Here is a 12,708-nt window from a genome sequence, read left to right as displayed (position 1 = left end):
CGGTCAGACGCGGGTCACCGACGAGACGGGCATCATGCCGACGGGGTCGTAGCGCACCGGGGCCCCGGGGTACGGGGCGTGGATCACCTGTCCGTCGCCGACGTACATCGCGACATGGCTCGCGTCCGCGCGGTAGACGACGAGGTCGCCGGGGCGGGCCTCGGAGAGCGGCACCATGCGTCCCGCGTACCGCTGGGCCTGCGAGGTGCGCGGCAGGCTGACCCCGGCGCGGGCGTACGCCCACTGCATCAGCCCGGAACAGTCGAATCCGGCCGGTCCGTTGGCCCCCCAGATGTACGGGCGGCCCAGCGCCTGCCGGACCGCCGCGACGGCGGCCGCCGCGCGTGCGGAGCCGGCCGGCAGATCCGCCATGGCGGGGAGCCCGCCGTCGCGGCCGGAGCGCGAGGCCCGCCCGAACTCCGCCCGGTCGGCGCCGGGCAGCGTCGCCAGCAGCTTCCTGGCCTCGGCGAGCTTGCGATCGACGGTGCGTTTGTGGCGGGTGGCGGCCGCCCGGCTGAGCTCCAGCTCGGCCAGTGCCCGGTCCGCCTCCGCCCGGGTCTGCTCCAGCCCCTGCTGGACCCTCTGGAGTTCCCGCAGCTCGGCGGCCTGGACTTCGTTCAGGCGCTCCAGCACGGCCGCCCGGTCCAGGTAGCTGTCCGGGTCGGAGGAGAGCAGCAGGGCGAGCGAGGGGTCGATGCCACCGGAGCGGTACTGCGCGCTCGCCGCCGAACCGAGCACCGTACGCATCCGGTTGACCTGTTCCTGGCCGCGGGCCGCCCGGTCCTGGGCCCGGTCCACCTCGCCGCGCAGCCGGCCGGCGTTCTCACCGGCCTCGTTGTACTGCTCGGTGGCCCGCTCGGCCTCGGTGTACAGCCGGTCGATGCGGGCCTTCGCGGTCCGGGGGGCGTCCTGCGGGTCGGCGTTCGCGGTGGCCGTGCCGAGGGTGGCGGCCGCGGTCGCCGCCGCGGCGGACAGAACGGTGGCCCGGACGCTCAGGTTGAGGCCGGACTGTGTGGAACGGCGATGGGACACCACGGACGCCGCACTCCTTCCGCTGTACGCAGACGCGCGCAGCCCCTGCCGCCCGGGGCGGGCGGACCGACGACCGGGAGCCGCGCAGCAGGCAGACAGTAGTCGCACGATCACGGAGCGACGAACGGCCGCGCCGCGAGGAAGGGTGCCGGAAACGACGGCGCCCCGCCGGTGACCTGTGGTCTCCGGCGGGGCGGACGGTCCGTGCGGGCGCGGGAATTCGCCCGTTCGGGCGTCGTCAGCCGACGCGCACGCCGAACTGGAAGCTGCCGATCGTGTCCATCGACTCGTACCGGACGAACGTGCCCGGGTACGGGGCGTGCAGGACGGTGTTGTTGCCCGCGTAGAGGCCCACGTGCGCGGTGTTGTTGAAGAAGACCAGGTCGCCGGGCTTCAGCGCGCTGCGTCCGATGTGGACACCGTCGTTGACCTGGGTGTAAGTGACCCGGGAGATCTGGACGTTGGCCTGGGCGTAGGCCCACTGGGTCAGCCCGGAGCAGTCGAAGGAGCCGGGGCCGGTGCCGCCGCGGCCGTACGGCTTGCCCACCTGGGTCTTGGCGGCGTTCAGGGCGGCGGCGCCCCAGGCGGAGGCGGGGACCTCGTTGCCCAGTTCGACCCGGTCGCCCGCGGAACGGCTGGCGCGCTGCTGGTCCTCGCGCATCTTCGCGCGCTCGGCGGCGGTCATCGAGTTGAGCAGCTGCTGCGCCTTGGCCAGCTTGGTCTGGAGGTCCTTCTTCTTCTCACCGAGCGTCTTGCGCACGTCCGCGAGGTCACCGAGCTTGTCCTGGGCCTCCTTGCGCTGCTGCGCGAGGACCCGCTGCTTCTCCTGGATCTTGCCCAGGGCCTCGGTCTGCTTGGCCGTCAACTGGTCGAGGGCCGAGGCCTGGTCGAGGAAGCTGTCCGGGTTGGACGAGAGGAAGAGCTGCACCGACGGGTCGATGCCACCGGAGCGGTACTGCGCCGCCGCGAGCGAACCGAGGCCATTGCGCAGGTTGTTGAGCTCCTGCTGACCGCGGGCCACCTTGTCCTGCAGTGCGCTGACTTCCTTCTCCAGCTTCTGCTGCTTCTCCTTGGCGCCGTAGTACTTCTCGTTGGCGTCACCGGCGTCGTGGCTGAGCTTCTCGACCTCTTCCCGGACTTCGCCCTTGGAGGGCTTCGGGTCGGCGTGGGCCGCCTGGGAGGTCAGGGCCACGGCCGCGGCGGCGGTCGCGGTGAGCACGGTCACACGGGCGCGGCTCGGCTGCTTGGGACGACGGTGGGACGCCACGGAGGCGAGCTCCTTCTTCCTCGAGCCGCCTACCGGGCTGTGGGGGACCTGAATCCCCGGCTCCGTGCATGTCACGGACTCGGCGGTGCCCTCGCCGTCACCCCGGATGGGTGATCAACCGTGCGAAGGTTCGAAGGCTGACCCTAGTGACCAACTTGTGATCAGTTCAAATCCTCACCCGAAAAATCTCGTCACGGAGCGCACTTCTTTACCCACGACGCACGGGGTGTAGTGAGGAATTGACGGTCCGTTCCCCGATTTCCACCGAGACCAGGCAAGTGCCGCTAGACGCGCGAAAGGCGCTTCAGGAGCAAGACGGACGCAACGGGCCTGGCACCCGCCTTCGCCACTCCGTCGGCGACTTCACGGTCGGTGGAGACCACCACGACCGGCCTGCCCGGAGGTTCGGCGCGCGCCAGCTGACGGATGAGCTCGTCGGCGGTCACCCCGGGCTTGCTGAAGAGCACCCTGACCCCGCGCGGCGGCGCCAGCAGCACCGGGGCCGCCAGCTCGGCACCGTCGAAGACACAGGTCATCTCCGCGCCGGTCTGCGCGGCAAGCACCGAGAGCCCGCCCAGCAGCCGCAACCGCTGCTTCTCCAGCGGCAGCTGCGGATAGCCGGTCTTGGTGACGTTGTAGCCGTCGACGATCAGATGCGCCTGCGGCAACGCGAGCAGCTGGTCGAGCAGGGCCGGATCGGTCTCCGAAAGGGCCCTGGCGGCGATGTCCTTGGGCGACAGCCGGCCCGGCTCGACCGCGTCCACGCTGTCCGCGGGGCGCATCGAGGAGGGCGGCAGGGCCAGTTCACGGCGGAGTCCGCTCGCCGCGTCGAGCACCGTGTCGAGCAGCAGCCGCAGCCGCATGTCCTCGACCGAGCGACCCTCCCTGGCGGCCCGGCGGCCCGCCTCCACGGACGCCTCGGCCTCACCGAGCCGCGCCTTGAGCCGCCGGCTCTCGCTCTCGGCCGCCGAGACCTGGGCGGCCGCCTCGGACCGTACGGCCTCGATCTCGGTCCGGCTGCGGCGCAGCGCGGCCTCTCCGCGCTTGACCTCGTTGACGGCGCTGCGCAGCTTGCGCTGGAGGGATTCGGCCTCCTTGCGGGCCGCGTCCAGCTCGGCGCGCAGCCGTTCCGTCTCGCTCTTCGTCTGGGAGCGGGCCTCGACGAGCTCCTCGCGCAGCCGCCCCAGTTCGCGCCGGCTCTCCTCGTCGGCGCGCTCGGCGTCCGCGCGCTGGGCCTCCTCGCCCGCGGCCGCGACCAGCTTGACCCAGCCCGCCGGGCGCAGCACATAGGCCGCCGCGGCCACGTCGACCGGGTCGGCGGCGGCGGGCGGCACCCCCGCCTCCAGGGCGGCGGCCAGCTCCGGCTGCCCCTCCCTGAGCCGGTCGCCGATCCGCTGCCGGAACAGCGCGTCGCCCTCCAGGGCGGCCGCCATCGCGTTCCCGGCGAACTTGGCCCGCCGGGTCGGGGTGAAACGGGCGTACTGCCGCAGCTGGGCCGGGAGTTCGGTGACCGTCAGGCCGCCGAACGCGTCCGAGACGAGCGCGACGACCCGCCGCCGTACGCCTTCGGGCAGCGGGCGGTCGAGCGCCTCGACGGCGCCGTCGGCCGCCTCGGCCGACTCGGCGCCGCTAGCGGGCTGCTCCACCATCCGTCACCCCAAATGTCTGTGGGCGCGGCTCCGTCAGGAGTCGGCACCCGGCCTGTCCACCAGTTCGATCTGATCCACCGCGTTGCACCAACGGCAGCGCACCGACTCGATGGTCTCACTGACCACCTCGCGTTCCTCGACGCTGGACTCACCGGCCAGGTCGAGATGGACATATTCGACGACCTTCGAGGAGCGCGTCACGTCGAAGCGCGTGAGATTTCCGCAGAGCGTGCAGCGCCAGCGAGTCCCGTCGGTCATCTGGGGAACCGTCGTCATCGTTGCGTCCTCTTTCGTCGAGTCTCTTGCTGCCTTGCTTCAAGGATCTCGCGGTGCGCCGTCGAACTGCGGATGTCCTGCCGTAACCCTACGGCCTCGCCCTGTCCCCCCGACACGGCGAGGCGGTCTGTCCCGTTCCCTCCGCTTGCGTCATGCTCTGTTCATGATCGATCGGCGAGCTGTGACCGGCAGGCTGACCGGTGGGCTGCTACGGACGGTCACCTCGGGCGGGCCGGTGGTGACCCATGCCCTGATCGCTGCCTGCGTCCTGGTCTTCGTGATCAGCCCGCTGTCCGGCTTCAACCCGGTCCCCGGCACCGCCGACGCCCTGCTCGCCGCCCAGGCCGGGTACTTCGAACGCTGGGGCGTGATCCCCAGCGAGCTGTGGGACGGCTCCGCGCACGCCCTGCTCACCCCGCTCACCGCCCTCTTCGTGCACGGCAGCTGGCTGCATCTGCTCGGCAACGTACTCTTCCTGTACGTGTTCGGGGCGATGACCGAGGAGCGCATGGGCCGGCTCGGGTTCACCTTCTTCTACGTGATCTCCGGCTACCTGGCCCTGGTCGCCTACGCGGCCGCGCACGCCACGTCCGACCAGACGCTGGTGGGCGCCTCGGGGGCGATCTCGGCGGTGCTCGGGGCGTTCCTGTACCTGTTCCCCCGGGCCCGGGTCACCAGCCTGTTCCCGTTCCTCTTCTTCCTGCCGCTGCGCTTCCCCGCCTGGATCGTGCTGGTCTTCTGGTTCGCCCTCCAGTGGCTGGCCGTCCAGGGCGCGGGCAGCGGGGGGCCGGGGGTGGCCTATCTGGCCCATGTGGTGGGCTTCGCCCTCGGCTTCCTCTACGCCTGGGGGCGTTACCGGCGTACGGATAGAGTGAAGGGACCAGCCACGGCCACCGAGGGAGAAAGCCAGCCGTGATCACCGCGATCGTGCTCATCAAAACCAGCGTGGACCGGATTCCCGAGATCGCCGAGGCCATCGCCGCGCTGGACAGTGTCAGCGAGGTCTTCTCGGTCACCGGTACGTACGACCTGATCGCCATGGTCCGGGTGCCCAAGCACGACGATCTCGCCGATGTCATCCCCGGCCGGATCAGCAAGATCCCCGGCGTCGAGGCCACCGACACCCATGTGGCGTTCCGTACCTACTCGCAGCACGACCTGGAGGCCGCCTTCGCCATCGGCCTCGACGCGTAGGCACCCCTTCAGCACACCTCGGCGGGGGACGGGCACACGGCCCGGCCCCCGCCGAAGGTCTGTTCAGAGCTGCGCCGCACCCCGGTCCGGGACGCAGCGGCCGTCCTCGGTGCGGTACTTCCACTGGGCGCCCTTGCGCACGAGCTCCTTGACCGCGCGGACGAACCGCTCGATGTGCTCGTCGGGGGTACCGGCGCCGAAGCTCACCCGGATCGCGTTGAGCGAGCGTTCACCCGGCTCGGCCTCCGGCGCACCGCACTCGCCGACCTCCTGCGGGTCGCTGCCCAGCAGGGTGCGGACCAGCGGGTGGGCGCAGAACAGTCCGTCGCGGACGCCGATGCCGTACTCGGCGGAGAGCGCGGCGGCGAAGTGCGAGCTGTTCCAGCCCTCCACCACGAAGGAGATGACGCCGACCCGCGGGGCGTCGTCGCCGAACAGCGAGAGCACCTTGACCTCGGGGACCTCGGCGAGGCCGGCACGGACCGCGTCGACGAGGTGCTGCTCCCGGGCGACCAGGTTGTCGAAGCCCGCCTCGGTGAGCGCCTTGCAGGCGGAGGCGATGGAGTACACGCCGATGACGTTGGGGGAACCGGCCTCGTGGCGGGCGGCGGTGGAGTGCCACTCGACGTCCACCCCGCCGTCGGTGCGACGGGCGACCTTGCGCGAGGCGCCGCCGCCCGCGAGGTAGGGCTCGGCCTGCTGCAGCCAGTCGGCCCGGCCGGCGAGGACGCCCGAGCCGAAGGGCGCGTACAGCTTGTGCCCGGAGAAGGCGACCCAGTCCACGTCCAGCTCGGCGATGTCGACGGGGTGGTGCGGGGCGAGCTGGGCGGCGTCCAGCACGATCCGGGCGCCGTGCGCGTGGGCGGCGGCGGCCAGCTCCTTCACCGGCCACAGCTCGCCGGTGACGTTGGAGGCGCCGGTGACACAGACCAGCGCGGGGCCGTAGGGCTCACGGTCGGCGAGCGCCCGCTCCAGCGTCTCGACCGCCTGGGCCGGGGTGCGCGGGGCGTTCAGGTACGTCACCCGGGCGTCGCGCCACGGCAGCAGCGAGGCGTGGTGCTCGGTCTCGTAGACGAAGACCTGGCAGTCGGCCGGGACGACCGCGGCCAGCAGGTTCAGCGAGTCGGTGGTCGAGCGGGTGAAGATCACCTGGTCACCGGCGCGGCAGCCGAGGAACTCCGCGACGGTCGCGCGGCTGTTCTCGAAGAGGTCCGTGGAGAGCTGCGAGAGGTATCCGGCCCCGCGGTGGACGCTGCCGTAGTACGGGGCGTACGCGGCGACGTCGTCCCAGACCCGCTGGAGCGCGGGGGCGCTGGCGGCGTAGTCGAGCGCGGCGTAGGTGACCTCGCCACCCGTGACCAGCGGAACCGTCACATCCTTGCCCAGAACCGGCAGAGGGGCACAAAGCGACTGGTCGGCGGCAGCGGTGAAGACAGACATGGCGAACTCCCGTAAGAGGCAGGCGAATCGCATGCGCCGGCGGATACGCGGCAGCGCAGCGGAAGAGGTGAAGAAGGGGGTGCGGAGGAGGGCCGACGGCCCTATCGCATTCGCATGCTCACAAGAGGCTCCCTAGGGACCAGGACCCCGGGGGTTGGCATTCACAGATGCCGAGGGGCCCGCGCTTGCCGCAGACCTCGCTGCCTACGGCCTGGTCTTCACCCGGGGCACCCCGCCACGGACGGAGGGTTGCCGGACAGCGGGCCGGGGCCGTAGTCGCTGTCACTCATGACCTGACCAGCATCCTGCCATACGTACGAAGACGCGCAAGGCGCAGTCCAGGATCCGGACTGCGCCTCGCACCACATCTGCGCCTGTTTCAGGCGTTGCTGGCCGCCACCCAGCGCTCCAGCGCACGCGCCGCCGCCCCGGAGTCGATGGACTCGGCGGCCTTCGCGATCCCGGCCGCGAGCTGCTCGTCCAGCGTGCCGTCCGTCGGGTCGAGAGCCGTCAGCGCCGCCGCCGAGTTGAGCAGCACGGCATCCCGCGCGGGCCCCCGCTCACCGGACAGCACCCGCCGGGCCACATCGGCGTTGTACGAGGCGTCCGCACCGCGCAGGGCCTCGACGGGCACCAGTTCCAGACCGACGTCGCGCGGGTCGAAGACCTCCTCGCGCACCGATCCGTCCCGGACCACCCAGACCCGCGAGGTCGCGGTCGTGGTCAGCTCGTCCAGGCCGTCGTCACCGCGGAAGACCAGCGCCGAATTGCCGCGCTCGGCAAGGACACCGGCGACGATGGGCGCCATCTTCAGATCGGCGACACCGACGGCCTGGGAGCGCACCCGGGCGGGGTTGGTGAGCGGTCCGAGGATGTTGAACGTGGTCGGCGTGCCGAGTTCCTTGCGGGCCCTGGCGACGTACCGCAGGGCGGGGTGGAACTTCACCGCGAAGCAGAAGGTGATGCCCGCCTCCTCCGCGACCTCGACGACCCGCTGCGCGGAGAGGTCCAGGTTGACGCCGAGCTTCTCCAGCACGTCGGAGGAACCGCTCGCCGAGGAGGAGGCGCGGTTGCCGTGCTTGACGACCTTGGCGCCGGTGCCGGCGATGACGACCGCCGACATGGTGGAGATGTTGACCGTCTTGGCGAGGTCGCCGCCGGTGCCGACGATGTCGACCGTACGGCCGGGCACATGGATGGTGTTGGCGTGCTCGTACATCGTCCGGACCAGGCCGGAGACCTCGTCGATGGTCTCGCCCTTGGCACGCAGGGCCACCGCGAATCCGGCGATCTGCACATCGCTCGCCTCGCCGCTCATGATGCGGTCCATCGCCCACGCGGTGTCGTCGGCGGTGAGGTCCTCGCCACGCAGCAGGGGGTTCAGCACGCCGGGCCAGGTACGGTCCGCCACGCTGTCGCCGCCGATCGGGGTCACAACGTTCATGGTCCGCTCCTGGGGTCCACAGCCGGTAAAAGGGATCACCTCCACCCTATCGAGCGCCGGGGGCAGCAAAGAGCCCCGTCCATCGAATGGACGGGGCTCTCGCTGTGGCGATCAGTTCAGGCGATCAGTGGTGACCGTGGCCGCTGGTGATCTCCTTGTACTCCTCGGCGGTGGGCTTGGCGATCTGGTTGTTCTCGCCGTAGTAGCCCTTGCTGAGCCGGGCCCGCAGCTTCTGCAGCGCCGACACCTTGCGCTCGACACCGTTCTCGTCGACCGTCGGGCCGATCTCGACCGGCTTGTACTGCTCGTGCGCGGTGAGCGTGTGCAGCTGCTCGGGGCCGAGCGGCTCGTGGATCTCGACGAACTCGCCGTGCGGCAGGCGCTTGATGATGCCGGACTCGCGTCCGTGCAGCACCTTCTCCTTGTCGCGGCGCTGGAGGCCGAGGCAGATCCGCCGGGTGGCGATGAACGCGAGGACCGGGCCGACGAAGATGAAGATCCGGACGAACCAGGAGATGGCGTTCAGCGACAGGTGGAAGTGCGTGGCCCACAGGTCGTTGCCACCGCCGATGAAGACGATGACGTACTCGGTGATCCAGGCGACACCGAAGGCCGTCCGGGTCGGGGCGTTGCGCGGGCGGTCCAGGATGTGGTGCTCGCGCTTGTCCCCGGTGACCCAGGACTCGACGAACGGGTAGACCGCGATGATCGCGAGTACCAGTCCGAAGGCCATCAGCGGGATGAACACACCCAGGACGAGCGTGTGACCCCAGAGGTTGATCTCCCAGCCGGGCATCACTCGGATCAGACCCTCGGCGAAGCCCATGTACCAGTCGGGCTGGGCGCCGGTGGACACCTGGTCCGGGCGGTACGGGCCGATGTTCCAGATCGGGTTGATCGTGGCGATCGCCGCGATGATGGCGATGATGCCGAAGACCAGGAAGAAGAAGCCACCGGCCTTCGCCATGTACACCGGCAGCAGCGGCATGCCGACGACGTTCTTGTTGGTGCGGCCGGGACCCGCGAACTGCGTGTGCTTGTGGTAGAAGACCAGGATCAGGTGCGCCACCAGCAGACCGAGCATGATGCCCGGCAGCAGCAGGATGTGGATCGAGTAGAACCGGGCGACGAAGTCGTGACCGGGGAACTCTCCGCCGAACAGGAACATCGAGATGTACGTGCCGACGATCGGCGTCGACAGGATCGCGCCCTGGGTGAAGCGGACACCCGTACCGGACAGCAGGTCGTCCGGGAGCGAGTAGCCGGTGAAACCGGTGAACATACCCAGCACGAACAGCAGGAAGCCGAACAGCCAGTTGATCTCACGCGGCTTGCGGAACGCACCCGTGAAGAAGACGCGCATCATGTGCACGAACATGCCGGCCAGGAAGATCAGCGCGGCCCAGTGGTGGATCTGGCGAACCAGCAGACCACCGCGGACGTCGAAGCTGATGTCCAGCGTCGAGGCGTAGGCCTGCGACATCCGGATGCCCTGCATCGGCTCGTACGAGCCGTGGTACACGACCTCGCCCATGCTCGGTTCGAAGAACAGCGTCAGATACACACCCGTGAGGATGATGATGATGAAGCTGTAGAGGGCGATCTCACCGAGCATGAAGGACCAGTGGTCCGGGAAGATCTTGCGCATGTTGGCCTTGGCCAGGGAGTAGATCCCGAGCCGGCCGTCCGCCCAGTCGGCCACCCGCTCACCGGCGGGCGCCTTGCGCTGTGTGTCGGTCGCAGTACTCATCCGCGCTCCCAGAATGCAGGACCGACGGGCTCGTCGAAGTCACCGAGCGCCTCGAGGTTGCCCTCGCTGTTCACACCGATCCGCAGCTGCGGAAGGGCGTGACCGGCCGGACCGAAGATGACGCGGGCGCCGTCGGAGAGGTCGAAGGTGGACTGGTGGCACGGGCAGAGCACGTGGTGCGTCTGCTGCTCGTACAGGCTGATCGGGCAGCCGACGTGGGTGCAGATCTTGGAGAAGGCCACGATTCCCTCGTGGGCCCACTCGCGCTCGCGCTTGTCCTTGATGTTCTCCGGCTGGATACGGACGATCATCAGCGCGGCCTTGGCGATCTGGTTCTGGAAGTCGTGCGCGCTCTCCTCCAGGCCCTCGGGCATGGCGAAGGTCAGCGAACCGACGGCGACGTCCTCGGGACGCAGCGGCTCCATCGTGTTCATGTTGATGAGCTGCTTGCCCCTGGCCCACAGGGTGGTGCGGAGCTTCTTCTCCGGCAGCGGACCGAGGTCGCGCAGCAGCACCACGCCGGAGAGCGGCACCAGGGCCAGCGCGCCGAACATGGTGTTGCGGATCAGCTTGCGCCGTCCGAACGCGGACTCCTCGGCACCCGCCGCGAAGTCCGCCATGACCTTCGCCTTGACCTCGGGCTCGGCCTCGATGGCGTGCCGGTCGTCGGCGACCTCCACGTCGGACATCAGCGTGCGCGCCCAGTGGACGGCGCCCGCGCCGATCGTGAAGAGTGCCACGCCCAGGGTCAGCCCCAGGGAGAAGTTGAGCGCGCTCACATGGCCGAAGGGCCAGATGTACACGATCTTGTCGACCGGGAAGATGACGTACGAGGCGATGAAGCCGATCGTCGCCAGCATGGACAGCGTGAACATGAACGCGACGGCGCGCTCGGAGCGCTTCGCGGCCCGTTCGTCGATGTCCTGGATGCGCGGCTTGTGGGCCGGCAGCCCCGGGTCGGCGAACGGGTCGTCCGCGACCTTCACCGCGTCGTGCGCGGTGCCCTGCTCAGCGGGCAGGTTCTCGTCTGGAATCTCTTGGCTACTCATGACTTCTTGGCCTTAGCGGTGTGGGCCGCGACCCAAATGGCAACTGCGATCAGTGCGCCGAGCCCGAAGATCCAGGCGAACAGTCCCTCGCTGACCGGCCCGAGGCCGCCCAGCTTCAGCCCACCCGGGTTCTCCGACTGAGCGCTGTTCACGGTCTGGACGTACGCGATGATGTCCCGCTTCTGCTGCTCGGGCATCGTCGTGTCCGGGAAGGACGGCATGCTCTGCGGGCCGGTCTGCATGGCCTCGTAGAGGTGCTTCGGGTCCACGTCTTCAAGGCTGGGCGCGTACTTGCCGTTCGACAGCGCGCCGCCCTCACCGGTGAAGTTGTGGCACTGCGCGCAGTTGGTACGGAACAGATCGCCACCCTTGGCGATGTCCGCACCCGCAGGGTCGACCTGCTTCTTGGTCGGAACGACCGGACCGGCGCCCAGCGACGCGACGTACGCCGCGAGCTGGTCGATCTGCGCCTGGTTGTAGATGACCTTCTTCTTCGGCACCTGGGCGCCGGGCTGCTGCGCCGGCATACGGCCCGTGCCGACCTGGAAGTCAACGGCGGCGGAGCCCACGCCGACCAGGCTCGGCCCGTCGGTGGTGCCCTGACCGCCGGTTCCGTGGCAGCTGGCGCAACCGACGGCGTACAGCTTCTTGCCCTCGTCGATGGCGAGGGACTGGGCGGTTTCGTCGGCCTGCGCCTTACTCGCGGGCGCAAACGCGGCGTACAGCCCCCCAGTGGCCGCCAGCGCGAGGAGGAGTACGACGACCGCCGCCAACGGATGGCGTCGTCGTGCGGAGAGCTTTTTCACGGATTACCCCGGTGTCAGGATCTTCTGCGTCGATGCTGGATGTGGTTCGGTTTCGAACCCGGTTACTTGATCATGTAGATCGTGGCGAAGAGGCCGATCCATACGACATCGACGAAGTGCCAGTAATAGGACACGACGATGGCGGAGGTCGCCTGTTCGTGGGTGAACCTCTTGGCCGCGTATGTCCTGCCCAGAACGAGCAGGAAGGCGATGAGACCGCCTGTCACATGCAGACCGTGGAAGCCGGTGGTCAGGTAGAACACCGAGCCGTACGGGTCGGAGGACAGCGAGAGGCCGTCCTCCTTCACCAGCTCGGTGTACTCGAAGACCTGGCCTCCGATGAAGATCGCACCCATCACGAAAGTGATCACGAACCACGCACGGAGCTTCTTCACATCGCCCCGCTCCGCGGCGAAGACGCCGAGCTGGCAGGTGAGTGAGGAGAGCACCAGGATCGTGGTGTTCGTCGCCGAGAACGGGAAGTTCAGGGCCGAAGCCATTTCCTTCCAGTGCTCCGGTCCGGTCACCGATCGCAGGGTGAAGTACATCGCGAAGAGGGCCGCGAAGAACATCAGCTCGGAACTCAACCAGATGATGGTTCCGACGCTGGTGAGGTTCGGTCGATTGACCGACGGGTGCGCGTGCCCGGTTTCTACTGTCGTTGCTGTCGCCACGACCGACATTATGTCGGTCGCTTATCCCGCCCTCACCCCGGGGGGTGCCGTTCGGTGTGTCAGCCGGGTGTGTCCTCCCCGAACGGCCCATGGAACAGCGGTCCGAAGCGGTGCTGACAGGCCGTCG

At 69.4% G+C, this 12,708-nt stretch carries 12 protein-coding genes and 1 riboswitch; of the genes, 2 read left to right on the top strand and 10 right to left on the bottom strand.

All coding sequences use genetic code 11. From position 1 onward, the window contains the following. Positions 1 to 3 precede the first annotated feature (3 nt). The 4 genes from ACFYY1_RS04185 to ACFYY1_RS04170 all read right to left on the bottom strand — a co-directional run bounded on the left by ACFYY1_RS04185 (position 4) and on the right by ACFYY1_RS04170 (position 4,224). Positions 4 to 1,035 (bottom strand): NlpC/P60 family protein, encoded by a 1,032-nt coding sequence (locus ACFYY1_RS04185; protein ID WP_388580523.1) that lies wholly within the window; start codon positions 1,033 to 1,035, stop codon positions 4 to 6. A 235-nt stretch (positions 1,036 to 1,270) separates the two neighbouring features. Continuing rightward, positions 1,271 to 2,299, bottom strand: a complete 1,029-nt coding sequence (locus ACFYY1_RS04180; protein WP_388580520.1) for an NlpC/P60 family protein — start codon at positions 2,297 to 2,299, stop codon at positions 1,271 to 1,273. Positions 2,300 to 2,583: 284 nt separating this feature from the next. Further along, the gene (locus ACFYY1_RS04175) at positions 2,584 to 3,945 is read right to left on the bottom strand and encodes an NYN domain-containing protein (protein ID WP_388580517.1); all 1,362 of its coding nucleotides are present in this window, start codon (positions 3,943 to 3,945) and stop codon (positions 2,584 to 2,586) included. A 36-nt stretch (positions 3,946 to 3,981) separates the two neighbouring features. After that, complete coding sequence (locus ACFYY1_RS04170) at positions 3,982 to 4,224, bottom strand: hypothetical protein (protein ID WP_266736800.1); 243 nt, start codon at positions 4,222 to 4,224, stop codon at positions 3,982 to 3,984. 163 nt (positions 4,225 to 4,387) lie between these two features. Here ACFYY1_RS04170 and ACFYY1_RS04165 point away from each other — a divergent pair, with 163 nt between their 5' ends. Both ACFYY1_RS04165 and ACFYY1_RS04160 read left to right on the top strand, forming a co-directional pair. Then, positions 4,388 to 5,140 carry a rhomboid family intramembrane serine protease gene (locus ACFYY1_RS04165; protein ID WP_388580513.1) on the top strand — a complete coding sequence of 251 codons (753 nt, stop codon included), beginning with the start codon at positions 4,388 to 4,390 and terminating at the stop codon, positions 5,138 to 5,140. Continuing rightward, entirely contained in the window at positions 5,137 to 5,418 is a 282-nt protein-coding gene (locus ACFYY1_RS04160; RefSeq protein WP_124718123.1) for an Lrp/AsnC family transcriptional regulator, read from the top strand. The genes ACFYY1_RS04165 and ACFYY1_RS04160 overlap by 4 nt, the downstream gene beginning before the upstream one ends. A gap of 63 nt (positions 5,419 to 5,481) precedes the next feature. Here ACFYY1_RS04160 and ACFYY1_RS04155 read toward each other — a convergent pair whose 3' ends face one another. The 6 genes from ACFYY1_RS04155 to ACFYY1_RS04130 form a co-directional block, all read right to left on the bottom strand. Next, positions 5,482 to 6,858, bottom strand: a complete 1,377-nt coding sequence (locus ACFYY1_RS04155; RefSeq protein ID WP_388580510.1) for an aminotransferase class V-fold PLP-dependent enzyme — start codon at positions 6,856 to 6,858, stop codon at positions 5,482 to 5,484. 176 nt (positions 6,859 to 7,034) lie between these two features. Then, a riboswitch (SAM riboswitch) is annotated at positions 7,035 to 7,152 on the bottom strand. 85 nt (positions 7,153 to 7,237) lie between these two features. Then, on the bottom strand, positions 7,238 to 8,302 hold the full coding sequence (trpD, locus tag ACFYY1_RS04150) for an anthranilate phosphoribosyltransferase (RefSeq protein ID WP_388580507.1): 1,065 nt from the start codon (positions 8,300 to 8,302) through the stop codon (positions 7,238 to 7,240). A gap of 124 nt (positions 8,303 to 8,426) precedes the next feature. Then, positions 8,427 to 10,052: a cytochrome bc complex cytochrome b subunit gene (locus ACFYY1_RS04145; protein WP_388580505.1), complete on the bottom strand. Its 1,626-nt coding sequence runs from the start codon at positions 10,050 to 10,052 to the stop codon at positions 8,427 to 8,429. Then, positions 10,049 to 11,101 (bottom strand): Rieske 2Fe-2S domain-containing protein, encoded by a 1,053-nt coding sequence (locus tag ACFYY1_RS04140; RefSeq protein WP_388580502.1) that lies wholly within the window; start codon positions 11,099 to 11,101, stop codon positions 10,049 to 10,051. The genes ACFYY1_RS04145 and ACFYY1_RS04140 overlap by 4 nt, the downstream gene beginning before the upstream one ends. Next, positions 11,098 to 11,907: a c-type cytochrome gene (locus ACFYY1_RS04135; protein WP_388580500.1), complete on the bottom strand. Its 810-nt coding sequence runs from the start codon at positions 11,905 to 11,907 to the stop codon at positions 11,098 to 11,100. The genes ACFYY1_RS04140 and ACFYY1_RS04135 overlap by 4 nt, the downstream gene beginning before the upstream one ends. Positions 11,908 to 11,969: 62 nt before the next feature. Beyond that, entirely contained in the window at positions 11,970 to 12,590 is a 621-nt protein-coding gene (locus tag ACFYY1_RS04130) for a heme-copper oxidase subunit III (RefSeq protein WP_388580497.1), read from the bottom strand. Between the last annotated feature and the right edge of the window lie 118 nt (positions 12,591 to 12,708).

Origin of the sequence: Streptomyces sp. NPDC001890 (assembly GCF_042891445.1) — a bacterium.
In the GTDB taxonomy this organism is placed as follows: domain Bacteria; phylum Actinomycetota; class Actinomycetes; order Streptomycetales; family Streptomycetaceae; genus Streptomyces.
The sequence above is the reverse complement of the archived record's forward strand: the minus strand, read 5'-3'. Positions and strand labels throughout refer to the sequence as shown.